This is a genomic window from Billgrantia sulfidoxydans, from assembly GCF_017868775.1.
Taxonomy (GTDB): domain Bacteria; phylum Pseudomonadota; class Gammaproteobacteria; order Pseudomonadales; family Halomonadaceae; genus Halomonas; species Halomonas sulfidoxydans.
Genome location: NZ_CP053381.1, coordinates 2,895,945 through 2,919,469, shown reverse-complemented (window position 1 = coordinate 2,919,469; position 23,525 = coordinate 2,895,945). Strand labels below are relative to the sequence as shown.

At 67.1% G+C, this 23,525-nt stretch carries 21 protein-coding genes; 18 read left to right on the top strand and 3 right to left on the bottom strand.

Annotated features, from left to right (window positions below):
- Positions 1-45: 45 nt before the first annotated feature.
- The 13 genes from hemA (at position 46) to HNO51_RS13455 (ending at position 13,883) form a co-directional block, all read left to right on the top strand.
- Positions 46-1,311 (top strand): glutamyl-tRNA reductase, encoded by a 1,266-nt coding sequence (hemA, locus tag HNO51_RS13515; protein ID WP_209537645.1) that lies wholly within the window; start codon positions 46-48, stop codon positions 1,309-1,311.
- An 11-nt stretch (positions 1,312-1,322) separates the two neighbouring features.
- Positions 1,323-2,411, top strand: a complete 1,089-nt coding sequence (prfA, locus tag HNO51_RS13510) for a peptide chain release factor 1 (protein WP_197447840.1) — start codon at positions 1,323-1,325, stop codon at positions 2,409-2,411.
- Positions 2,411-3,256, top strand: coding sequence for a peptide chain release factor N(5)-glutamine methyltransferase (prmC, locus tag HNO51_RS13505; RefSeq protein ID WP_209537644.1), 846 nt, complete (start codon positions 2,411-2,413; stop codon positions 3,254-3,256). Before prfA ends, prmC begins: the two co-directional genes overlap by 1 nt.
- Before the next feature lie 179 nt (positions 3,257-3,435).
- Positions 3,436-3,936, top strand: coding sequence for a winged helix-turn-helix transcriptional regulator (locus tag HNO51_RS13500; protein WP_197447838.1), 501 nt, complete (start codon positions 3,436-3,438; stop codon positions 3,934-3,936).
- A gap of 5 nt (positions 3,937-3,941) precedes the next feature.
- Positions 3,942-4,691 (top strand): HesA/MoeB/ThiF family protein, encoded by a 750-nt coding sequence (locus HNO51_RS13495; RefSeq protein ID WP_197451049.1) that lies wholly within the window; start codon positions 3,942-3,944, stop codon positions 4,689-4,691.
- A gap of 240 nt (positions 4,692-4,931) precedes the next feature.
- The gene (locus tag HNO51_RS13490; protein WP_209537643.1) at positions 4,932-6,227 is read left to right on the top strand and encodes an NAD(P)/FAD-dependent oxidoreductase; all 1,296 of its coding nucleotides are present in this window, start codon (positions 4,932-4,934) and stop codon (positions 6,225-6,227) included.
- A 38-nt stretch (positions 6,228-6,265) separates the two neighbouring features.
- A complete protein-coding gene (locus tag HNO51_RS13485) occupies positions 6,266-7,612 on the top strand; it encodes a glutamine synthetase family protein (protein ID WP_209537642.1) in 1,347 nt (448 codons plus the stop codon).
- Positions 7,613-7,677: 65 nt separating this feature from the next.
- Positions 7,678-8,778 (top strand): polyamine ABC transporter substrate-binding protein, encoded by a 1,101-nt coding sequence (locus tag HNO51_RS13480; RefSeq protein ID WP_197447835.1) that lies wholly within the window; start codon positions 7,678-7,680, stop codon positions 8,776-8,778.
- Positions 8,779-8,946: 168 nt separating this feature from the next.
- Positions 8,947-10,023 carry an ABC transporter ATP-binding protein gene (locus HNO51_RS13475; RefSeq protein ID WP_242597263.1) on the top strand — a complete coding sequence of 359 codons (1,077 nt, stop codon included), beginning with the start codon at positions 8,947-8,949 and terminating at the stop codon, positions 10,021-10,023.
- A gap of 23 nt (positions 10,024-10,046) precedes the next feature.
- Positions 10,047-10,955, top strand: a complete 909-nt coding sequence (locus HNO51_RS13470; protein ID WP_209537640.1) for an ABC transporter permease subunit — start codon at positions 10,047-10,049, stop codon at positions 10,953-10,955.
- 2 nt (positions 10,956-10,957) lie between these two features.
- Entirely contained in the window at positions 10,958-11,794 is an 837-nt protein-coding gene (locus HNO51_RS13465; RefSeq protein ID WP_234283455.1) for an ABC transporter permease subunit, read from the top strand.
- Positions 11,795-11,820: 26 nt separating this feature from the next.
- Positions 11,821-13,113: an NAD(P)/FAD-dependent oxidoreductase gene (locus HNO51_RS13460; RefSeq protein WP_209537639.1), complete on the top strand. Its 1,293-nt coding sequence runs from the start codon at positions 11,821-11,823 to the stop codon at positions 13,111-13,113.
- 194 nt (positions 13,114-13,307) lie between these two features.
- A complete protein-coding gene (locus HNO51_RS13455; RefSeq protein WP_197447831.1) occupies positions 13,308-13,883 on the top strand; it encodes a glycine zipper 2TM domain-containing protein in 576 nt (191 codons plus the stop codon).
- Positions 13,884-13,940: 57 nt separating this feature from the next.
- Here the strand turns inward: HNO51_RS13455 and HNO51_RS13450 are convergent, their stop codons facing one another.
- Positions 13,941-15,317, bottom strand: coding sequence for a glutamine synthetase family protein (locus HNO51_RS13450; RefSeq protein ID WP_197447830.1), 1,377 nt, complete (start codon positions 15,315-15,317; stop codon positions 13,941-13,943).
- Between the two features lie 231 nt (positions 15,318-15,548).
- On the opposite strand from HNO51_RS13450, the gene HNO51_RS13445 reads away from it, so the two are divergent.
- From HNO51_RS13445 to HNO51_RS13425, 5 genes are all read left to right on the top strand, one after another.
- Positions 15,549-16,316, top strand: a complete 768-nt coding sequence (locus HNO51_RS13445) for a gamma-glutamyl-gamma-aminobutyrate hydrolase family protein (RefSeq protein ID WP_197447829.1) — start codon at positions 15,549-15,551, stop codon at positions 16,314-16,316.
- A 14-nt stretch (positions 16,317-16,330) separates the two neighbouring features.
- Positions 16,331-17,734, top strand: coding sequence for an aspartate aminotransferase family protein (locus tag HNO51_RS13440; protein WP_197447828.1), 1,404 nt, complete (start codon positions 16,331-16,333; stop codon positions 17,732-17,734).
- Positions 17,728-19,233 carry an aldehyde dehydrogenase gene (locus HNO51_RS13435; protein WP_209539238.1) on the top strand — a complete coding sequence of 502 codons (1,506 nt, stop codon included), beginning with the start codon at positions 17,728-17,730 and terminating at the stop codon, positions 19,231-19,233. Before HNO51_RS13440 ends, HNO51_RS13435 begins: the two co-directional genes overlap by 7 nt.
- Before the next feature lie 229 nt (positions 19,234-19,462).
- On the top strand, positions 19,463-20,095 hold the full coding sequence (locus HNO51_RS13430) for a DUF1326 domain-containing protein (RefSeq protein WP_209537638.1): 633 nt from the start codon (positions 19,463-19,465) through the stop codon (positions 20,093-20,095).
- Positions 20,096-20,118: 23 nt separating this feature from the next.
- Entirely contained in the window at positions 20,119-20,898 is a 780-nt protein-coding gene (locus HNO51_RS13425) for a DUF2182 domain-containing protein (RefSeq protein WP_209537637.1), read from the top strand.
- Here the strand turns inward: HNO51_RS13425 and aguA are convergent.
- A complete protein-coding gene (aguA, locus tag HNO51_RS13420) occupies positions 20,891-22,018 on the bottom strand; it encodes an agmatine deiminase (RefSeq protein ID WP_242597118.1) in 1,128 nt (375 codons plus the stop codon). The two genes, HNO51_RS13425 and aguA, sit on opposite strands and share 8 nt — an antisense overlap.
- An 8-nt stretch (positions 22,019-22,026) precedes the next feature.
- Positions 22,027-23,496, bottom strand: coding sequence for a Na+/H+ antiporter NhaC family protein (locus HNO51_RS13415; protein WP_209537636.1), 1,470 nt, complete (start codon positions 23,494-23,496; stop codon positions 22,027-22,029).
- Positions 23,497-23,525 lie beyond the last annotated feature (29 nt).

The window sequence follows — 23,525 nt, the reverse complement described above, 5'->3', positions numbered from 1 at the left end:
TCATTTACGGTGCCGCCGGCCGACATCACCGAAGACGCTTAACGCATGACGCTCCTTGCCCTTGGAATCAACCATAGGACGGCCACTGTCGCGGTGCGCGAGCGGGTCGCCTTCACCCCCGCCCAACTCGAGTCGGCATTGACCGAGCTGCGCCATCTGCCTCAGGTGCATGAAGCGGCGGTGCTCTCGACCTGCAACCGTACGGAGCTCTACTGCGTCACCGAGCCGAGCGGCGAGCGCGCCATCCTCGACTGGTTGAGCCACTTCCACGGGCTGGCGCTCGATGAGCTCACGCCCTGCGCCTACCATTACCTGGACAATGACGCCGCGCGGCACCTGATGCGCGTCGCGGTGGGGCTGGACTCCATGGTGCTGGGCGAGCCGCAGATTCTCGGCCAGCTCAAGGAGGCCTATCAGTCGGCGCGCCAGGCGAGCGGGCTGGGCGGCGAGCTGGAGCTGCTGTTCCAGCACACCTTTGCCGTGGCCAAGCAGGTGCGGACACGTACCGGCATCGGCCAGAACCCGGTCTCGGTGGCCTATGCCGCGGTGAGCCTGGCCAGCCGCATCTTCGATGACTTCAGTCGTTCCCGGGCGTTGCTGATCGGCGCCGGAGAGACCATCGAGCTGGTCGCCCGCCACCTGCGCGAGGCTGGCGTGCGCAACATGATCGTGGCCAACCGCACGCGCGAACGTGCCGAGCTGCTGGCCGGCGAGTTCAATGCCGAGGCGATCTCGCTCAACGAGATCCCCGAGGCCCTGGCCCGCGCGGACATCGTCATCTCCTCCACCGCTGCGCCGCTGCCGATCCTGGGCAAGGGCATGGCGGAGCGGGCCTTGAAGAAGCGCCGCCACCGGCCGATCTTCATGGTCGACATCGCCGTGCCGCGCGACATCGAGCCCGAGGTCGGCGACCTGGACGACATCTTTCTCTATACCGTCGACGACCTCAACGAGGTGATCCAGGAGAACCGCCGGCATCGCCAGGCGGCCGCCGATCAGGCGGAGGCGCTGATCGAGCATGGCGTGCACGTCTGGCTGCACGAGCGGCGCGTCCGCGGCAGCGGGGAGCTGATTCGGCGCTACCGCGACCAGGCGGCCGAGCTGCGCGAGCATTCCGAGCGTCAGGCGCTGGCCAGGCTGGCACGCGGCGAGGACCCCGAGGAGGTGATCCGCCTGCTGGCCCATCAGCTCACCAATCGCCTGCTGCACCGCCCCACCGTGGCCCTGCGCGAGGCGTCGGGCGGCGAGCGACGCGACCTGCTCAGCGCCGCCGAGGCGCTGCTGCTGGATTCCACATCAACGAAACCCTGACAGGACACGCCATGAAAGCGACCCTGCGCCAGCGTCTCGATGGCTTCGTCGAGCGCTTCGAGGAGCTCGCCGCCCTGCTGGCGGAGCCCGAGGTGATCAGCGATCAGCCTCGTTTCCGCGATTATTCCCGCGAGTACGCCGAGCTCGAGCCCCTGGTCGAGGCCTGGCGCGACTACCGGGCGGTCGAGAGCGACCTGGAGGACGCCGCGCTGCTGGCCGACGACAGCGACGCCGAGATGCGCGAGCTGGCGCAGCTGGAGCTGGAAGAGGGGCGGCGACGGCTGGAGGTGCTGGAGGTACGGCTCAAGCAGCTGCTGGTGCCGCGCGACCCGGACGATGGTCGCAACGTCTTCCTCGAGATACGTGCCGGCACCGGCGGCGACGAAGCGGCGCTGTTCGCCGGTGACCTGTTCCGCATGTACTCGCGCTATGCCGAAAAGCGGGGCTGGAAGGTCGAGGTGATCAGCGCCAGCCACGGCGAGCAGGGTGGCTACAAGGAGCTCATCTCGCGGGTCAAGGGCGAAGGGGTCTATGCCCGGCTCAAGTTCGAATCCGGCGCCCACCGTGTCCAGCGCGTGCCGGCCACGGAGTCCCAGGGGCGCATCCACACCTCCGCCTGTACCGTGGCGGTGATGCCGGAGGCCGACGAGGTGGGCGACGTCGACATTAATCCCGCCGACCTGCGCGTCGACACCTTCCGCTCCAGCGGCGCCGGCGGCCAGCACGTCAACACCACCGACTCGGCGATCCGCATCACCCACCTGCCGAGCGGCGTGGTGGTGGAGTGCCAGGAGGAGCGCAGCCAGCACAAGAACCGGGCCAAGGCGATGTCGCTGCTGGCTGCACGGCTGAAGCAGAGCGCGCTGGAGAGCCGCCAGCGCGAGCAGGCCGACACGCGCCGCAGCCTGGTGGGGTCGGGGGATCGCAGCGAGCGCATCCGCACCTACAACTTCCCCCAGGGCCGGCTGACCGACCATCGCATCAATCTCACCCTCTACAAGCTCGGCGAGGTGATGTCCGGCGAACTCGACGAGGTCCTCGACCCGCTGATCCACGAGCATCAGGCCGAGCAGCTGGCGGCACTGCAGCGGGAAGCCTGATGCGGCTCGACGTGCTGTTGGCGCGGGCCGCCGAGCGCCTGGCGCGAGCGGGGTCGCCCAGCCCGCGGCTCGACGCCGAGGTGCTGCTGTGCCATGTGCTGGGGGTCGAACGCACGTGGCTCTATACCTGGGGCGACCGCCCGGCGGCGACCTACGCGCGGGCCCGCTTCGAGGCTCTGGTGGCGGCGCGCGCAGCGGGCCACCCCGTGGCCTACCTGACTGGCGAGCGTGAGTTCTGGGGGCTTGCCCTGGCCACCTCGCGGCATACCCTGATTCCACGGCCCGATACCGAGACCCTGGTGGAGGTGCTGCTAGAGCTGGCCCCCGAGCCCTCGGGCCGCCTGCTCGACCTGGGCACCGGCACCGGCGCCATCGCGCTGGCCTTCGCCAGCGAGCGCCCCGGGTGGGAGACGCTCGGCGTCGACCGGGTGCCCGAGGCGGTGGCGCTGGCCGAGTCCAATGCCGGCCGGCTGGGCATCGCCAACGCGCGCTTCCTGCTCAGCGACTGGTTCGCTGCCCTGTCCGGGGAGCGCTTCACCCTGATCGCGGCGAACCCCCCCTATATCGATGCCGGGGATCCGCACCTGGCGCAGGGCGACGTGCGCTTCGAGCCCAGCAGCGCTCTGGTTGCGGCGGAGGACGGGCTGGCCGACCTGCGCCACCTCGCCGAGCAGGGCATGGGGCATCTGCTGGCGGGGGGCTGGCTCGTGCTGGAGCACGGCCATGGCCAGGCCGCCGCCGTTCGCGGCCTGCTGGAGGCCGGTGGCTATGTCGCGGTGGCCAGCCGACGGGACCTGGGAGGGTGGGAGCGGGTCACGTTCGGCCGGCGGCCCTGCCAGCGTTGAGGAGGCGTATTGGAGGGCGGGTGGCCGCTGTGGTACATCTGTTCAGGAAATAATTCCAAATGTCGGCATGTTTGTACGACCGAACACCAGCGCAGCACCCGATTGCCGCGCTTTTTCAGGTCGATCTGCTGTCATGGCGACGCTTCACTCACTCTGACTCGGCTTCCCGCGACACGACAATGAAATCCAAGACTCGCTCGCTCGACCGCATCGACCTCAAGATCCTGCGCTGCCTGCAGGACAATGCCCGCATCTCCTACGTCGACCTGGCCGCCCAGGTGGGGCTCTCCACCACCCCCTGCCTGGAGCGCGTCAAGCGCCTCGAGAAGTCCGGTGTCATCCGCGGCTACAAGGCGATACTCAATCCCCGCGCGCTCAAGGCCAACCTGCTGGTGTTCGTCGAGATCAGCCTCGAGACCCAGTCACCGGCGGTGTTCGACGAATTCCGTCGTGCCGTGTCGCGGCTGCCGCAGATCCAGGAGTGCCATCTGGTCTCGGGGCAGTTCGACTATATTCTCAAGTGCCGGATCCCCGAGATGTCCGCCTACCGCCAGCTGCTCGGCGACGTGGTACTGACCCTTCCCGGCGTCAAGGAGTCGAAGAGCTACGTGGTGATGGAGGAGGTCAAGGAGGAGTTCTCGCTCTACGTCCCCGACATCGAGGAGCTCGAAGGCAAGTAATGGCCATGAACGACGAGGCGCTGCTGCGCTACAGCCGCCAGATCATGCTGGAGGCGATCGACATCGACGGACAGGAGCGCCTGCTGGCCTCGCGGGCGCTGGTGGTCGGCGCCGGCGGGCTGGGCTCGCCGGTGGCGCTCTACCTGGCCGCCGCCGGGGTGGGGCACCTGACCCTGGCCGACGCCGACGTGGTGGAGCTCTCCAACCTGCAGCGCCAGATCGCCCACGGCATGGCCGACCTGGGGCGCAACAAGGCTGGCTCCGCCCGAGACGCGGCCGCGGCGCTCAATCCGGGCTGCGAGATCCGCGCGATCGAGGCGCATCTCGACGAAGCCGCGCTCGAAGCGGTTGTGCGCGAGGTCGACCTGGTGCTCGACTGCACCGACCGCTTTTCCAGTCGCTATGCCATCAATGCCGCCTGCCAGCGCGCCGGGGTGCCGCTGGTCTCGGGAGCGGCGATTCGCTTCTCGGGGCAGCTGGCGGTGTTCGATCCCCGCGATCCCGCATCGCCCTGCTATGCCTGTCTCTACCCCCCTGGGGAAGGCGGCGATGAAGCGCTGCGCTGCGCCGAGAGCGGCGTGGTGGCACCGCTGGTCGGGCTGATCGGCTGTTTCCAGGCGCTGGAGGCGGTCAAGCTGCTCAGCGGGGCCGGCACGCCGCATCGCGGCCTCTCCACCTTCGACGCGCTTTCCGGCCAGTGGCGTCACTTCCAGGTCCCGCGGGACCCCGGTTGCGCGGTGTGCGCCTCGCGCTGAGTGCTCGTGTGATGGTCATTATTTTACAAGTATGGGCGGCTCGGCAACGCTCTCATCAGCCTCGTTACCTTGAAATTCTACCGTATATTGTTGTTGTGTAAGTCGTTTCGTTGGGTTTCGGCGAAAGTCGCCAAAGGCTGGCATGCCGGTTTCGTTATTGGATACTTGACAGCCCCTGTCGGTATGGTGCCAGACTAGTCGAATCCGATGTCCCGCCGTAGCGCTTCAGGGAAACGCAGCATGGCCACTGCCGCCCAGACCGACAGACCCGCTTCCTACTATCGTGATTCGATCACGGTGCGTCTCGATCAGGCGTGTCCGCCGCTCGCCGGCCATCGGCGTGTCGACGTCTGTGTGATCGGTGGTGGCATCACCGGCTGCTCCGCGGCGCTGCACCTGGCCGAGCGCGGCTACTCGGTGGCGCTGCTCGAGGCGCACGAGATCGGTTTCGGCGCCTCCGGACGTAGCGGGGGGCAGATCCTGCCCGGCCTGGGGACCGATATCGCCACCGTGGAGCAGGCGCTGGGACGCGAGCGTGCCCGCGTGGTGTGGGAGATGAGCCGCGAGGCGGTGCGCCTCACGGCCGAGCGCATCGAGCGCCACGCGATTCCCTGCGACCTCGCCTGGGGCTACCTGCACGCCGCGGTCAAGCCCCGACACGTGCGCGAGCTGCGCGAGATGCAGGAGCGCCTGGCCCGCGACTACGGCTACGCGGCGCTCGAGTGGCTGGAGGGCGAGGCGCTGCGCGAGCGCGTGGTCACCGACGCCTACCCCGGCGCCCTCCTCGAGCATGAGGGGGGGCATCTGCACCCGCTCAACTATACCCTCGGTCTGGCACGGGCGGCTCAGCACGCCGGCGTGACGATCCACGAGCACAGCCCGGCGCTGGAGATTCGCCGCGGCCAGCCGGCCACCGTGGTCACGGTCGGGGGGGAGATCGCCGCCGACTTCGTGGTGGTGGGGGCCAATGCCTACCTGGGGCGCCTGCTGCCGGAGCTCGAGGGACGCGTCATGCGCGCGGCCAACTACATCGTCGCCAGTGAGCCGCTGGGCGAAGCGCGTGCCGCTCAGGTGCTTCCACACAACGATGCCCTGTCCGACGCCAACTTCGTGCTCGACTACTACCGCCTCTCGGCCGACAAGCGGCTGATCTATGGTGGAGAAGTCAGCTACGATGGCCGCGAACCCCGCGGGCTTCAGCAGCGCATGGATGCCAAGATCGCGCGTCTGTTCCCGCTGCTCGAAGGGGTGAGAATCGACTACCGCTGGGGCGGCGACGTGGCGATCACGCTCAACCGTGCGCCGGACTTCGGCCGCCTCGGTCACAACGTCTACTACGCCCAGGGCTACTCGGGGCACGGCATGGCGCTGGCCGGGCTGGCGGGGCAGCTGGTGGCCGAGGCCATCGGCGGGCAGAGCGAGCGCTTCGACGTCTTCGCCGCCATGCCCCACCGTCGCTTTCCCGGAGGCGAGCGCCTGCGCACGCCGCTGCTGGTGCTGGCGACCGCTTTCTACAAGCTGCGCGACCGACTATAACGAACGTGACGCCCGGGACGGGCCGCAACGAGGTTCCCATGAAAGATCTGGAAAGCTGGCTGAAGGAGCGACGCATCACCGAGGTGGAGTGCCTGGTCAGCGACATCACCGGCATTGCCCGTGGCAAGATCACGCCGGTGTCGAAGTTCATGGCCGAGAAGGGCATGCGGCTGCCCGAGAGCGTCCTGCTGCAGACCGTGACCGGCGACTATGTCGAGGATGAGCTCTACTACTCGCTGCTCGACCCCGCCGACATCGACATGTTGTGCCGGCCCGACATCTCCGCGGTCTACCCGGTGCCCTGGGCGCTCGAGCCCACCGCCCAGGTGATCCACGACTGCTACGACAAGATGGGCAACCCCATCGAGCTCTCCTCCCGCAACCAGCTCAAGCGGGTGCTGGCGCTCTACGCCGAACAGGGCTGGAAGCCGGTGGTGGCGCCGGAGATGGAGTTCTACCTGACCAAGCGCTGCGAGGATCCCGACCTGCCGCTGCTGCCGCCGATTGGTCGCAGCGGGCGTCAGGAGACCGGCCGGCAGTCGTTCTCCATCGACGCGGCCAACGAGTTCGATCCGCTGTTCGAGGACATGTACGACTGGTGCGAGGTCCAGGGCCTCGACATCGATACCCTGATTCACGAAGAAGGGACCGCCCAGATGGAGATCAATTTCCGTCACGGCGACCCCCTGGTGCTGGCCGACCAGGTCTTCCTGTTCAAGCGCACCCTGCGCGAGGCGGCGCTCAAGCACGACGTGGTGGCGACCTTCATGGCCAAGCCGATCACCAACGAGCCCGGCAGCGCCATGCACATCCATCAGAGCGTACTGGACGCCACCACCGGCAAGAGCGTGTTCGCCAACGAGGACGGCTCCATGAGCCAGCTGTTCCTGCATCATATTGGCGGCATGCAGCGCTTCATTCCCGAGGCGCTGCCGCTGATGGCGCCCAACGTCAATTCGTTCCGCCGCTTCCTGCCCGATACCTCGGCGCCGGTCAACGTCGAGTGGGGCGAGGAGAATCGCACCTGCGGGCTGCGGGTGCCCGACTCCTCGCCGCAGAACCGGCGTATCGAGAACCGCTTGCCCGGTGCCGATGCCAACGCCTATCTGGCCATCGCGGGAAGTCTGCTGTGCGGCTATCTCGGCATGGTGCAGAAGCTCAATCCCTCTGCGCCGGTGCAGGGCCGAGCCTTCGAACGGCGCAACCTGCGCCTGCCGTTCACCCTCGAGCAGGCGCTCGAGCGGATGGAGCACTGCAGCGAACTGGAGCGCTACATGGGGCACCGGTTCGTGACCGGCTACGTGGCGGTGAAGCGGGTGGAGAACGAGAACTTCAAGAAGGTCATCAGTTCGTGGGAGAGGGAGTTCCTGCTGTTGAGCGTCTAGTGGGGAAGTGCCTGGCCGGCGCCATGGCCAGGCGTACGACAACAATGCGAACAAGAGGTGTCATCATGTCATGTCAACGCAAGCTGACGCGGGCCGCCGCACTGTGCTCCCTGGCCGTGGCCGCTACTGCCCAGGCCAACGAGGTGCGGGTCTACAACTGGTCGGATTACATCGCGCCGGACACCCTGGAGAAGTTCACCGAGGCCACCGGCATCGAGGTGATCTATGACGTCTACGACAGCAACGAGGTGCTGGACGCCGCCGTGCTGGCGGGCCGCTCCGGCTACGACGTGGTGGTGCCCTCCAACTACTACCTGACCCGCCAGGTCAGCGCCGGGGTCTACCAGGAGCTGGACCACGACAAGATCCCCAACATGGAGCACCTCAACCCCGAACTGATGGAGCAGCTGGAGTCGATCGATCCGGGCAGCCAGTACTCGATTCCCTACATGTGGGGCACCAACGGCATCGGCTACAACGTCGAGCGGGTCACCGAGATCCTCGGCGAGGACGCGCCGCTGGACTCCTGGGCGCTGATCTTCGATCCCGAGGTGACCGCGGCGTTGAACGAGGGCGGCTGCGGCATCTCCATGCTGGATACCGGCGACGACATGCTCTCCGCCGGCATGGCCTACCTGGGCCTGTCGCCGACCTCGGAGAAGACCGAGGACATCGAGGCGGCCGGCGACCTGATCGCCGCGGTGCGCGACAATATCACCTACTTCCACTCGTCGCGCTACATTTCGGATCTCGCCAACGGCGACATCTGCGTGGCGGCGGGCTACTCCGGTGACATCTTCCAGGCCGCCGACCGCGCCGAGGAGGCCGGGCGCGACTTCGAGATCGCCTACACCATTCCCAAGGAGGGCGCGGCGCTGTGGTTCGACATGATGGCGATTCCGGCCGACGCGCCCAACCCCGACAACGCCCACGCCTTCATCAACTTTATCCTCGAGCCCGAGATCGCCGCCGACATCACCGAGTACGTGGTGTATGCCAACCCCAACATCGCCGCCAACGAGTTCCTCGACCCTGAGATTCTCAACGACACCTCCGTCTATCCCGACCAGGAGGTGATGGACAACCTGTACGTCCAGGAAGAGAAGCCTCTGGCCGTACAGCGCGTACGCACGCGCACCTGGAACCGGGTCAAGTCCGGCATGTGAGGCCCCGCTGCCGGTCCGCAGGGCCGGCCGTTCTTCCCGTCTGGTCGAGGAGAGGTCGTGATGCCGCAATCCCAGACCCAAGCCGCCGAGACGCCGCGACGAGTCGTGGGGCGTTCGGCCAGCGATGCCGCGGTGGGCAAGCCGCGGCCGGCCCGCGATGAGTCGCTGATGGAGATCCGCCGCGTCAGCAAGCGCTTCGACGGCGTCCTGGCGGTGGATGACGTCAGCCTGTCGATCCGTCGCGGCGAAATCTTCGCCCTGCTGGGCGGCTCCGGTTCGGGCAAGTCGACCCTGCTGCGCATCCTGGCCGGCTTCGAGAAACCCAGCGAAGGGCAGGTGGTGCTCGACGGCGTGGACATTACCGCCATGCCGCCCTATGAGCGGCCGATCAACATGATGTTCCAGTCCTACGCGCTGTTCCCGCACATGACGGTGGCGCAGAACATCGCCTTCGGCCTCAAGCAGGACAAACTGCCGCGCCGCGAGATCGACGAGCGCGTGGCCGAGATGCTCAGGCTGGTGCACATGGAGGGCTATGCCCGGCGCAAGCCGCACCAGCTCTCCGGCGGCCAGCGCCAGCGCGTGGCCCTGGCGCGCTCGCTGGCCAAGCGGCCCAAGCTGCTGCTGCTCGACGAGCCGATGGGAGCGCTGGACAAGAAGCTGCGCACCGAGATGCAGCTCGAGGTGGTGCAGATCCTCGAGCGCGTCGGGGTGACCTGCATCATGGTCACCCACGACCAGGAGGAGGCCATGACCATGGCCGACCGCGTGGCGATCATGGCCGACGGCTGGATCGCTCAGGTGGGGACCCCGATGGATGTCTACGAGAGTCCGGCCAATCGCATGGTGGCGGAGTTCGTCGGTACGGTGAACCTGTTCGAGGGCGAGATCGTGGTCGACGAGACCGACCACTGCGTGATCGACAGCCCGGCGTTGGGGCGTTCGATTCGCATCGGCCACGGCGTCAGCACCCAGGCCGACGAGCGTCGGGTATGGGTGGCGGTTCGCCCGGAAAAGACGTGGCTATCCCGTGAGCGCCCGAGCGTCGAGGCCAACTGGGCGCACGGGGTCGTCGAGGACATCGCCTACCTTGGCGGCTTCTCGGTCTACTACGTGAGGCTCGAGAGTGGCCAGCTGGTCAAGGCCAGCATGGCCAATACCGAGCGCCGCGGCGACCGGCCGCGCTGGGACGAGCCGGTGTTCGTCCACTGGGACGATCAGAGCGCCGTCATCCTGCACGACTGAGCCCATGACGCCGGGAGATCCGCATGTCTAACTACACCGCTCGCCTGCGGCGGCTGCTCAAGCCCGGTCGCGGTTGGGTCATCGCCGTGCCGTTGCTGTGGCTGACCCTGTTTTTCCTGCTGCCGTTCGGCATCGTGCTCAAGATCAGCCTCTCCGAGGCGGCCATCTCGATACCGCCCTACGGCCCCATCTTCGACTACGCCAACGAGACGTTGAACGTCGTCGTGAGCTTCGGCAACTACCTGTTCCTGGCCACCGACACGCTCTACGTCTCGGCCTACTGGGGCTCGGTGAAGATCGCTCTGCTGGCCACCGTGCTGTGCCTGGCGATCGGCTACCCCATGGCCTACGCCATGGCCCGCGCTCCGGCCCACTGGCAGCTGGTGCTGCTGCTGCTGGTGATGCTGCCGTCGTGGACCTCGTTCCTGATTCGCGTCTACGCCTGGATGGGCATCCTCAGCAACAACGGCCTGGTCAACAACCTGCTGATCTGGGCCGGCGTGATCGACTCGCCGATCCGTATGCTCAACACCAACTTCGCCGTGATCCTCGGCATCGTCTATGCCTACCTGCCGTTCATGGTGCTGCCGCTCTATGCCAACCTGACGCGGCTCGACGTCTCGCTGCTGGAGGCGGCGGAGGATCTCGGCTCGCGCCAGTTCAACACCTTCCTTCGGGTCACCCTGCCGCTGTCCAAGGGCGGCATCATCGCCGGCTCGATGCTGGTGTTCATCCCGGCGGTGGGGGAGTACGTGATTCCCGAACTGCTCGGCGGGCCCAACACGGTGATGATCGGCAAGGTGCTGTGGGAGGAGTTCTTCCACAATCGCGACTGGCCGGTGGCCTCGGCGCTGGCGATGGTGATGCTGGCGATCCTGATCGTGCCCATCGCCCTGTTTCATCGCTATCAGTCCCGCGAGCTTCAGGAGTGACCATGCGCAAGCCATCCTTCACCACCGCGATGCTGATCGTCGGGCTGGTGTTCCTCTACCTGCCGATGATCATCCTGGTCGTCTACTCCTTCAATTCGTCGCGGCTGGTCACCGTGTGGGCGGGCTTCTCGGCACACTGGTACGTTGAGCTGCTGCGCGACCAGCAGATCCTCTCGGCGGTATGGACCAGCCTGCGCATCGCCTTCTTCTCCGCCTCCATGGCGGTGTGCCTGGGTACGCTGGCAGCCTTCGTGATGGTTCGCTTCGCCCGCTTTCGCGGCAAGACCGCGCTCTCCAGCATGGTTACCGCGCCGCTGGTGATGCCCGAGGTGATTACCGGCCTGTCGCTGCTGCTGCTGTTCGTGCACATGGCGCAGCTGATCGGCTGGCCGGCGGACCGCGGCATGGTCACCATCTGGATCGCTCACACCACCTTCTGCAGCGCCTACGTGGCGGTGGTGGTGGCCTCGCGCCTGCGCGAGGTGGATCTGTCGATCGAGGAGGCGGCCATGGATCTCGGGTCGCGCCCGGTGCGTACCTTCTTCCAGATCACCCTGCCGGTGATTGCGCCGGCGCTCGCGGCGGGCTGGCTGCTCGCGTTCACCCTCTCGCTCGACGATCTGGTGATCGCCAGCTTCGTCTCCGGCCCCGGCGCCACCACCCTGCCGATGGTGGTGTTCTCCTCGGTGCGCATGGGCGTGTCGCCCAAGATCAACGCCCTGGCCACGCTGATCATCCTGGCGGTGTCGCTGGCGACCTTCCTCGCCTGGTACCTGATGCGGCGCAGCGAGGCGAGGCGGCGACAGGCGATGCTGCAGGATATGACGGCTGGAAGGTAACTCTTTTCTTTGAGCATGAGGTAGTTATGTCGACCCAAGCCAATGCCGAGCATGTGGCGTCCTACTATGCGGCCACGGCCAACCCCGCGCCCGAGCGTCCCGCCCTGGTCGGCGACGTCGAGTGCGAGGTATGCGTGGTGGGGGCGGGCTTCACCGGCATCTCGGCGGCCCTGCATCTCGCCGAACAGGGGCATCGGGTGGTGGTGCTGGAGGCCGCCCGGGTGGGGTTCGGCGCTTCCGGGCGCAACGGCGGCCAGATCGTCAACAGCTACAGCCGCGACATGGACGTGATCGAGGCCCGGTACGGCACCGACACCGCGCGGGCCCTGGGCGACATGGCCTTCGAGGGCAATCGCATCATTCGCGACCGCATCGCCGGCTACGCTATTGCCTGCGACCTGAAGGAGGGCAATCTGTTCGCCGCCTGCAACCACAAGCAACTCGCCGGACTGCGCGAGCACAAGGCGTTATGGGAGCGCTACGGTAACCAGCAGCTGGAGCTGCTGGAGGGCGAGGCCTACAGGCGCGAGATCGGCAGCGAGCGCTATGTCGGTGCCTTGGTGGACCACTCCGGTGGCCACCTGCACCCGCTCAATCTGGTATTGGGCGAGGCCGCGGCGTTCGAGTCGCTGGGCGGCACGATCCATGAGCAAACGCCCGTGCTCGAGGTGCGTCACGGCGCGAGCGTGACGCTGCGTACGCCGCAGGGGAGCGTGCGTGCCCAGCGGGTAGTGATGGCCGGCAACGCCTACCTGCAGGGGGTATTGCCGGAACTGGAGAGCAAGTCGATGCCCTGCGGCACCCAGATCATCACCACCGAGCCGTTGCCGGAAGCGCTGCGTCGCGAGCTGATCCCCCACGACATGGCGGTGGAGGATTGCAACTATCTGCTCGACTATTACCGCTTCACCGCCGACGGCCGGCTGCTCTACGGCGGCGGCGTCAACTACGGCGGCCAGGATCCCTCGGACATCGCCGCGGTAATCCGACCCAAGATGCTCAAGACCTTTCCGCAGCTGGCCGATACGCGTATCGATTATGCCTGGAGCGGCAATTTCCTGATGACGCTCAATCGATTGCCGCAGTTCGGTCGTCTCCGCGACAACGTCTACTATGCCCAGGGCTACTCGGGCCACGGAGTGACCTGCTCGCACCTGGCCGGCAAGCTGATCGCCGAGGTGATGCGCGGTGCGGCCGAGCGCTTCGACGCCTTCGCCGGGCTGCCGCACCTGCCGTTTCCCGGCGGGCGGCTGCTGCGCGTGCCGCTCTCGGCGCTGGGCGCCTGGTACTACGCGACGCGGGATCGGCTCGGCTGGTGAAGTGTCGCCCGCGGCAGACAGCGGGTCAGAAATTGTGGAACCCGCTGCGCTGCGCTTAACGCCGGCCGAGCGCGGCGTATACTGAAACCATTCCCGGGCGGCAAGGAGTCGCCGCCCCGCGTCTCTCCTCCACATCGCATCGAGCCGAGCCTGATAAAGCCCGGGGCGGCATGACGTCCTGCAGGAGGAGCGTGATGAACAAGTCGATCGTGATCGGAACGACACTGAGTGTGCTGGGGCTCGGCGGACTGGGCTTCGGTGCCTGGCAGGTACAGCAGGCACCCCGGGAGAGCGGGCCGCAGTTCGCCGAGGTCGTGGCGGTACAGCCCGTAACCCGCAGCGTCGAGACGCCGCGTGAGGTATGCGAGGACGTCGTGGTGCAGCATCAGGCCCAGGCGCCCAGCCGCGACCCGCATCGCATCGCCGGTACGGCGGCGGGCGCCGTGGTGGGCGGGCTGCTCGGCAACCAGGTCGGGGGCGGTAGCGGCAAGACGCTGGCCACCGTAGCGGGGGCCGTGGGTGGTGGCTTCGCCGGACGCGAGATCCAGGGGCGCATCGAGGCCAACCAGACCCAGACCTACACCACCACGCAGCGCCAGTGTCACACGGTCATGGATAGCGCCGAGGAGACCGTCGGCTATGACGTCACCTGGCGTCACGGCGAACTCACCGAGGTATCGCGTCTCGATCACCGGCCCCAGGGCGATCGCGTGCTGCTCGAAGAGGGCCAGCCGCGCTGGGATCTGCCGCTGGCCAGCACGGACGGCTGATTTTTCCCCTTCCATCGCCCCGGCCTGGGTCGGGGCGATGCGACTTTCCTGCCTGTCCTACACGTGTCTTAGGTACCAGGCATACTCCAGTTGACTCACCGTCTGCAGGGCCAGCTCGCGCTCGGCGCGCCGGTTGGCCACGAAAACGTGGACGAAATCGCGGCCCAGGGCATGCTGCAACGGCTCGCTGGCTTCCAGCAGGTCGAGGGCACGGTGCCAGCTGTTGGTCAGGGTGGGCTCGAACTGCTCATAGGCGTTGCCGACGACGGGGGCGGGCGGCGCCAGCCGCTCCGCGATGCCGTGCTCGATGCTGGCCAGCAGCACGGCGAGCAGCAGGTAGGGATTGACGTCGGCACCGGCGACCCGGTGCTCGATGCGCCGGGCATCGTTGCTGCCCGAGGGAATGCGCAGCGCCACCGAGCGGTTGTCGAAGCCCCAAGTGGGCGTCATGGGTACGTAGAGGCCGGGCTGGAAGCGCCGGAACGAGTTGAAATTGGGCGCGCAGATCGCCATCGAGGCCGGCATCAGCGCAAGCAACCCGGCAACGGCCTGATGCAGGGTGGCGCTACCGAGCGGATCGCCGCTCGCGTCGGCGAAGACGTTGCGGCCGCTGGCGTCGAGCATGCTGAGATGCACGTGGGTGCCGTTGCCGGCTTCGCGGCCATAGGGCTTGGCCATGAACGTGGCCTCGAAGCCGTGATTGAGCGCCACGCCCTTGATCAGACGCTTGAGCAGGACGGCGCTGTCGCACGCCCTGAGCGCATCGTCGCAGTGATAAAGGGTGATCTCGAACTGGCCCGGCGCGCACTCCTTGAGTGCCGTATCGAGTGGCAGACCCTGGCGTTCGGCCGCCCGCTGCACGTCTTCGAGAAAGTCGGCGTATTCGTCGAGCTCGCCGATCGAGTAGAGCTGGCTCTGGCTGGCGCGTTCGCCGCTGCGGGGCGAGCGCGGCGGCTGTATCCGTCCCTCGGGGGTGCGTTCGTGATCCACCAGATAGAACTCCATCTCCACGGCGACCACGGGCGTCAGGCCACGCTCGCTCAGTCGCCCCAGCTGGCGCGACAGCAGCTGGCGTGGGTCGGCGAAGAAGGGGGAGTCGTCGGGTTCGACCATGGTCATCAGCAGTTGCCCCTGGCGGCCGTTGCGTAGCCACGGCGATGGCAGTAGCGTGCCGCCGATAGGGCGGCAGACGCGGTCGCCGTCGCCGCTGGCGAGGCCCAGTCCGGTGGCCTCGATGGTGTGGCCGTTGATGTCCAGGGCGAAGACCGATGCCGGCAGGTTGACGCCCTCTTGGCAGACTTTTTCCAGCTTGTCCCGCGGGATGCGCTTGCCGCGCATGACACCGTTGAGGTCGCTGATCAGCAGGTCGATGCTGTCGATGTCAGGATGGCGCGCGAGAAACTCCCGGGCCTGGTCGGCGCTGAGCGGCGGCATGGGGCACCTGTCAATGTCGCTAGTTCATCATTGGTGCCTATCTTTCGATGAAGCGTTTTTGTTGTCAAATCTTTTACGACTGGTCGTGGCGTATTGCTCATGTTTTTCCGCGAAAACGCTTTGTATGTATAGCTTGATTGAGAGATGGTGGAAGTGGAGTGGATTTTTTTGTCTCGATGGTGGAAAGTTTAATCAACACTGTTTTGTCAGCACGATTTCGAGGAGGCCGTCATGCCGAGCCGACCCCTGGTGGGCGTCATCGCCTGTCGCCGTGAGGTGGAGGGTCACCCCGCCCACGTGGTGACCGACAAGTACCTGAGTGCGCTGCGTGCCTACGGCCTGGCGCCGGTGATGCTGCCGGTCTGGCAGGACGCCGTGGACGGCGACCTGCTCGCGCACCTGGACGGCCTGCTGCTCACCGGCAGCTACTCCAACGTCGAACCCTCCCGCTACGGCGCCGCGCGCGCACCGGAAAACACCCGCGACGATCCGCATCGTGACGCCGCGGCGTTGGCCTGGATACCCGCCGCCATTCGGCGCGGCCTGCCGCTGCTGGGGATCTGCCGCGGCTTTCAGGAGCTCAACGTGGCCTACGGCGGCACGCTGCACCAGGCGGTGCAGAACGTGCCCGGCCTTGCCGACCATCGCGAGCCCGAGGCCGACTACGCGACCCGCTACGCCCCCGCGCATGATGTCGAGCTTTTAGCCGGTGGTCGCCTGGCGGCGCTGTATGCCGAGCCGCATGCGACGGTCAATTCGTTGCATCAGCAGGGCATCGATCGCCTGGGTGATGGCCTGAGAGTGGAGGCGGTGGCGCCGGACGGGCTGATCGAGGCGGTATCGGTGGTCGCAGCCCCGGCCTTCGCCCTGGCGGTGCAGTGGCACCCCGAATGGCGTACACAGGAGCACCCGCTCTACCACGCCCTGTTCGTGGGTTTCGCCGCTGCCTGTCGTGCCCATCTTGCCGACCGTGCCGTTGCTGAGTCGCTATCCATCTGAGCAGGAGAATACCCATGCAGACCCAGGCCTACCGCCAGTTGGATCGTGACCACCACCTGCACCCCTTCACCGACTTCAAGGCACTGGCGGAGGAGGGCAGCCGTATCGTCACCCACGCCGAGGGGGTCTACATTCACGACAGCGAGGGCCATCGCATCCTCGACGCCATGGCCGGGCTGTGGTGCGTCAACCTGGGCTACGGCCGCGAGGAACTGGTCGAGGCGGCTACCGCGCAGCTGCGCGAACTGCCCTACTACAACAACTTCTTCAAGAGTACCCATCCACCGGCAGTGAAGCTGGCCGAGGCGCTGTGCCGGCTGGCGCCGGCGCACATGAACCGCGTGTTCTTCACCGGCTCGGGCTCCGAGGCCAACGATACCGTGCTGCGCATGGTGCGCCGCTTCTGGGCGCTGGAAGGCAAGCCCGACAAGCAGTGGATCATCGCGCGCGAGAACGCCTATCACGGCTCGACGGTTGCCGGCCTGAGCCTCGGCGGCATGGCGCCGATGCACGGCCAGGGCGGCCCTTTGGTGCCGAAGATAACCCATGTGCGCCAGCCCTATTGGTTTGGGGAAGGGCGGCCGGCGGGCCAGGATCCTGGAACCTTCGGTCGCGAGTGCGCCGCGGCCCTCGAGGCGAAGATTCTCGAGCTCGGCGAGGAGAATGTCGCCGCCTTCATCGCCGAGCCGGTGCAGGGGGCGGGAGGTGCCATCATCCCGCCGGAGAGCTACTGGCCGGCGGTCAAGGAGGTGCTGGCCAGGTACGACATCCTGCTGGTGATGGACGAGGTGATCTGCGGCTTCGGCCGCCTGGGGGAGTGGTTCGGCAGCATGCATTACGACCTCGCGCCCGACCTGATGCCGATTGCCAAGGGGCTCTCGTCCGGTTACCTGCCGATCGGTGGCGTGCTGGTGGGCGACCGCGTCGCCGAGACGCTGATCGAGCGCGGCGGTGAATTCTTCCACGGTTTCACCTACTCGGGCCATCCGGTGTGCGCCGCCGTGGCGCTGAAGAATCTCGAGCTGATGCAGGCCGAGGGCGTCGTCGAGCGGGTGCGCAACGACATTGGTCCCTACCTTGCCGAGCGCTGGGCCACCCTGGCTGAGCATCCGCTGGTGGGTGAGGTGCGCTCGCTGGGCCTGATCGGTGCGCTGGAGCTGGTCGACCCCGACACCGGCGGGCGCTTCGACAAATCGCTCGGTGCCGGCACCCTGTGTCGCGACATCTGCTTTGAGCTTGGCCTGGTGATGCGCTCGGTGGGTGATACGATGATCATTTCACCGCCGCTGGTCATCTCCCGCGCCGAGATCGACGAACTGGTGAGCCTGGCCCGACAAGCGCTGGACGATACCGAGCGGCGGCTGGTCGCACGAAAACAGGCGGCAGAGTCACCTTCAAGAGAGGAGTCCCGATCGTGAGCCGTACGCCATCCCCCCGCACCCTGGCCGAGTGGCAGGCCCGGGCCGCCGAGCTTTCTTTCGAATCGCGGGCCTTCATCGACGACGCCTTCGTCGCGGCCGAAAGCGGCGACACCTTCGAGTCGCGCAATCCGGCCACCGGCGAGATCCTCGCCCAGGTGGCGAGCTGCGACGCACCCGACGCCGCGCGCGCCGTGGCGGCGGCGCGCCAGGCCTTTGCCGGCGGCGCGTGGTCGCGCCTGGCGCCGGCCAAGCGCAAGAAGACCCTGCTGCGCCTGGCCGACCTGATGGAGGCCCACAAGCACGAGCTGGCGCTGATCGACACCCTCGACATGGGCAAGCCCATCTCGAGCTCGCTGGGCGACATGGCCGGCGCCATCGGCTGCATCCGCTACCAGGCCGAGTGCATCGACAAGCTCTACGGCGAGGTGGCGCCCACCGGCGAGGAGACCCTGGCCCTGGTGCTGCGCGAGCCCATCGGCGTGGTGGCGGCCATCGTGCCGTGGAACTTCCCGCTGATGATGACCGCCTGGAAGATCGCCCCGGCGCTGGCCGCCGGCAACAGCGTGATCCTCAAGCCCTCGGAGAAGTCGCCGCTCTCGGCGCTGCGCCTGGCCCAGCTGGCCCAGGAAGCCGGCCTGCCCAAGGGCGTGTTCCAGGTGCTGCCGGGCTTCGGCCACACCGTGGGCAAGGCCCTGGCGCTCTCCCACGAGGTCGACTGCCTGGCCTTCACCGGCTCCACCGCGGTGGGCAAGCAGCTGATGCAGTACGCCGGGCAATCCAACCTCAAGCGGGTCTACCTGGAGTGCGGCGGCAAGTCGCCGAATCTCGTCTTCGCCGACTGCAAGGACCTCGACCGGGTAGCCAGCCACGCCGCCGCGGCGATCTTCCACAACCAGGGCGAGGTATGCATCGCCGGCTCCCGGCTGCTGGTGGAGAATGCGATCCGCGACGAGGTCGTCGAGCGGGTACTCAAGGCCGCCGAGAGCATGCAGCCGGGCGACCCGCTGGACCCTGCGAGCTTCATGGGCGCCATCGTCGACGAGGCCCAGCATCGGCGTATCCTCGACTACATCCGCCAGGGCGTGGAGGAGGGTGCGCGGCTGCGCACTGGCGGCCAGTCGCTGGAAGGCCCGGGGCTGTTCATCCCGCCCACGGTGTTCGACGGCGTGACCCCGGCCATGACCATCGGTCGCGAGGAGATCTTCGGCCCGGTGCTGGCGGTGTTCGGCTTCGACAGCGAGGAAGAGGCCATCGCCATGGCCAACGACACGCCCTACGGCCTGGCCGCGGGGCTCTGGAGCCAGGACATCGACCGCATCCTGCGCGTGACGCGGCGCCTGCAGTCGGGCCAGGTGTTCGTCAACAACTGGGCCGGCGGCGACCAGACCATGCCCTTCGGCGGGGTCAAGCAGTCGGGCAACGGGCGCGACAAGTCGCACCACAGCCTGGAGGAGTACTCCGAGCTCAAGAGCGTGTGGATCGATCTGGCTCCCTGAGCAGAGGCACCGCGACTGCCGGCCACGGCATGCCGCGAAGCGCAGGCGCCTCCTTAGCCCCGGCTCGGTCGCGGTGCCCAGAAAATTCAGCCCCGAGCCTGACGCCGATTGAGCGTGCGAGGCCCTGCCGGCCCGGCTGGCGCCCACTAGACTTCGAGGAAAAGAGCAGGGAGCGAGGCGGCCCAGGGACGGTATTCCTCTGTTGGCAACAAGAAGAGAGGGCAGCGTCATGGCCAAGGCAAACTGGCGTCTCGAAGGGCGATGGCTCAAGAACTGCAGCTGTGCGTACGGTTGTCCCTGCGACTTCAATGCACCCCCCACCCACGGCGAATGTCGCGGGTTCCTGGGCATGCTGATCGATGACGGCTTCTTCGAGGAGACCCGCCTGGATGGCCTGGGCTTCTTCGTCGTCGTGCATTTCCCCGGGCCGCTTCATGAAGGCAACGGCGAGGCGCAGCCGATCATCGATGAGCGGGCCACGGCGGAGCAGCGAGAGGCGCTGTTCACCATCATGTCCGGGGAGCATTCGGATGAGGGCACGCTGTTCCATATCTTCAACCTGATCGTGACCCGGATGCACGATCCCATCTTCGCGCCGATCGCGTTCGAGTTCGACCAGGAGGCCAGAAGGGCGCGCCTGGGCGTTCCCGGGGTCCTGGAGAGCGCTGTCGAGCCGATCAAGAACCCGGTGACCGGTGCACCGCACCGCATCCGGGTGGTGATGCCCGAGGGCTTCGAGCATATCGAGGGTGAGATCGCCTCGGCGAGCATCGAGAGCCATGGAGCGATCGACTTTTCCACCCACGGATCGCATAGCACCCTGGCGTACGTGGTGCAGACGCCCCAGGGCGTGGCGGCCTAGCGAGCCGACTCGGGACAGGTGCGATGGAGTCTTCCGCGCTGGAAGCCGCGCTGCGACGCGACCGCCTGCTGGTGCTTGGCGGGCTTGGCGTCGTCATCGCCTTGGCCTGGAGCTACCTGCTCCTGGAGGCCGCCTCGATGGCGCGCATGGGGGCCATGCTGATGCCCATGGAGCCGGAAGTGCGAACGCCAGCCGAGACGGCGCTGCTGCTGGTCATGTGGATGGTGATGATGGCCGCCATGATGCTGCCCGGTGCCGCGCCGATGCTCCTGCTCCATGCCACCCTGTCACGGCGACGCCGCGGGCAGGGCCAAGGCGCTGCGGCCACTGGAATCTTCGCCCTGGGGTACCTGACGACCTGGGCGCTGTTCAGCGTACTGGCCGTGGCGTTGCAGTCCATGCTGGAACGTGCCGCGTTGCTGTCGCCGGCCATGGCGATGAGCAGCCTGGTGGCGGCCGCCACGGTGCTGATCGCCGCCGGCCTCTATCAGTGGACGCCGCTGAAGGAGGCCTGCCTGCACCACTGCCGTTCACCGCTGGAGTTCGTGCTGACACACTGGCGTGAAGGGGCGAGCGGTGCCTTCCTCATGGGGCTGCGGCACGGTCTCTACTGCGTCGGTTGCTGCTGGGTGCTGATGCTGCTGTTGTTCGTCGGCGGCGTCATGAACCTGGTCTGGGTGGCCGGTCTGGCGCTGTGGGTGTTGATCGAAAAGCTGGCCCCGGCCGGCCGTTGGCTGAGCCGGGGCCTGGGGTTCGTGCTGATGGCTTGGGGGGCGGCCACCCTGTGGCTGGCGTTCACCTAGGCCAGCCGCTCGTCCTGGGCTGCTGCTGGGTGATGCAATGGATATTGCCACCGCCGAGCAGGATCTCCCGGGCCGGCACGCCGACAACCCGCCTGCCGGGAAACAGCCCCTGGAGAATTGCGCGAGCCTGCTCGTCCCGGGTCGGGTCCAGCAGCGGCATCACCACCACCGAGTTGCCGATGAAGAAGTTGACGTAGGAGCCGGCCATGCGGTCGCCGGGGCGCCGCGGATGGGAGCTGCTCAGCCGGTCGATGCCGCTGGCCTCGTCCTCCTCGATGAACAGCGGACCCGGTTGGGGCAGCTTGTGCACAAGCAGCTTGCGGCCCTTGGCATCGGTCGACGATTCCAGCACCTGCAGAGCTTCCCGGCAGATGGCGTGCTGGGGATCGGTCTCGTCATCGCACCAGCTCAGCACCACCTCGCCGGGGGCGACGAAGCAGCAGAGGTTGTCGATGTGGCCGTCGGTCTCGTCCAGGTAGCAGCCACGCGGTAGCCAGATGATCTTGTCGACACCCAGTGTCTCGTGCAGCACCCGCTCCATCCCGGCGCGATTCAGGCCGGGGTTGCGGTTGGGGTTGAGCAGGCACTCTTCGGTGGTCAGCAGCGTGCCCTCGCCATCGACATGGATGGCGCCCCCCTCCAGCACCACCGGCGCCTTGAAGCGCTCGATGCCGAGCATCTCGGCGATCTTGGTGCGGATGCGCTTGTCCTTGTCCCAGGGGAAGTAGAGCCCGCCCTTGAGACCGCCCCAGGCATTGAACTCCCAGTCCACCATGGCCAGGCGTCCGTCCGGGTGGGTCAGGAAGGTCGGCCCCACGTCGCGCATCCAGGCATCGTTGCTGGAGAGTTCCACCACCCGCACGTGGGCGGGCAACTGATGGCGGGCATTCTCGTATTGGTCGTCATTGACGCCGACGTAGACCGTCTCGCTTTCAGAGATGGCGGTGGCGACCTCGACGAAGGCCTGCTGGGCCGGCTTGGCCCCGAAGCGCCAGGTATCGGGTCTCTGGGGCCACAGCATCCAGCAGGCGTCGTGGGGGGCGAACTCCGCGGGCATGGCGAAGCCCAGCGCCCGAGGTGTCGATTCGTCCAGCACGGTGTCGATCATCGGTACGTTCATGACAAGCCTCACAGGTGCCCCGCCAGCAGGAAGATACACGCGGCGATGGCGGCGGCGATCAGCACGTAGGGCAGCTGGGTCAGGGCGTGGGCCATGGGCGTGCAGCCGGCTCCCTGGGCGGAGAGTACCGTCGAGTCGCCGTAGAAGCAGGCGTGGCTGCCGAAGGCGCTGGCCGAGATCAGGGCGCCGACCACCAGCGGCATGTGAGCGTCGAGGCTGGCCGCCAGCGGCAGCACGATGGGCATGGCCACGGCGAACAGCCCCCAGAAGGAGGCGGTGGCGAACGCCAGGAAGGCCATGGTGACGAAGACCACTGCCGGCAGCATTCCCGGCGTCATCAGCGGCTGCACGGTGCTGATCACATAGTCGGTGAGCCCCAGGGCGTCGTTGACCTCCTTGAGGGTGAAGCCGGCCACCAGGGTGCCCAGCGGCATGATCATCGCCTTGAAGCCGTCGAGCGCGGTGTCGAAGGTATCGTGGAAGCTCAGCAGCCGTTGGCTGGCGATCAGTACCAGGGTCACGGCGAGCGCCACGATCACGCCGCGCAGGATGTCGATATCGTAGTACCAGGTGAAGAAGATCAGCGTGACGATGGGCAGCAGGAAGTTGAGCAGGTGCGGCCGCTTGCGTCCGTCGTCTGCCGCTTCCAGGGCGCTGTCGTCGATGCCCGTCGGAATCGGCTGGCCGGCCGCGGCGCGGGCCTCGGCGGTCTTCATCGGGCCGAGATCGGGGATCCAGCCCAGAGCCACCAGGGGGACCAGGGCGGCGGCCACCCAGGCGTAGAACATGAAGGGAATCGCCTCGATGTAGAGGTTCATGCCGTTGCCGGCGATGTCGTTCTCCTCCAGCAGGCCGGCGAAGAACACTGCCCAGGTGGAGAAGGGCACCAGGATGCAGATCGGCGCGGCGGTGGAGTCCACCACGTAGGCGAGCTTCTCGCGCGAAATGTTGAAGCGATCGGTGATCTTCTTCATCGACGCGCTGATCGCCAGGGCGTTGAGATAGTCGTCGACGAAGATCACCAGGCCCAGCAGCCAAGTGGCCAGCAGGCTCTGGCGGCGGCTATGGATATGCCTGGTGACGGCATCGCCGAAGGTCAGCACGCCGCCGGTCTTGACCAGCAGGGCGATCAGGCTGCCGAACAGGCCGCAGACCAGGATGATCCAGGTGACGGTATCGTTGCCCAGCACCCCGAGCAGGATGTCGGAGCCCTGGGAGACCACGCTGGTGGGGTCGACCATCAGCAGGCCGACCAGGGCGCCCGCGAGCAGCGATTCGATGGTGCGTCGCGTGAAGATGGCCATGCCCAGCACCACGGCGGTGGGCAGCAGGCTGTAGATGCCGTAGTCGTCGCCGTCGAACAGTGCGAAGCCGCCGAGGCTGGCAATCAGCACGACACCGAGAAACAGCAGGCCGCCCTTGGTGGCGCTGCCGAAGCTTTGGGGGTGGGCCGTCGGGCCCGAAGGAGAGTGTGTCATGGTCGTTCACCTTTGTTGTTGTACATAGC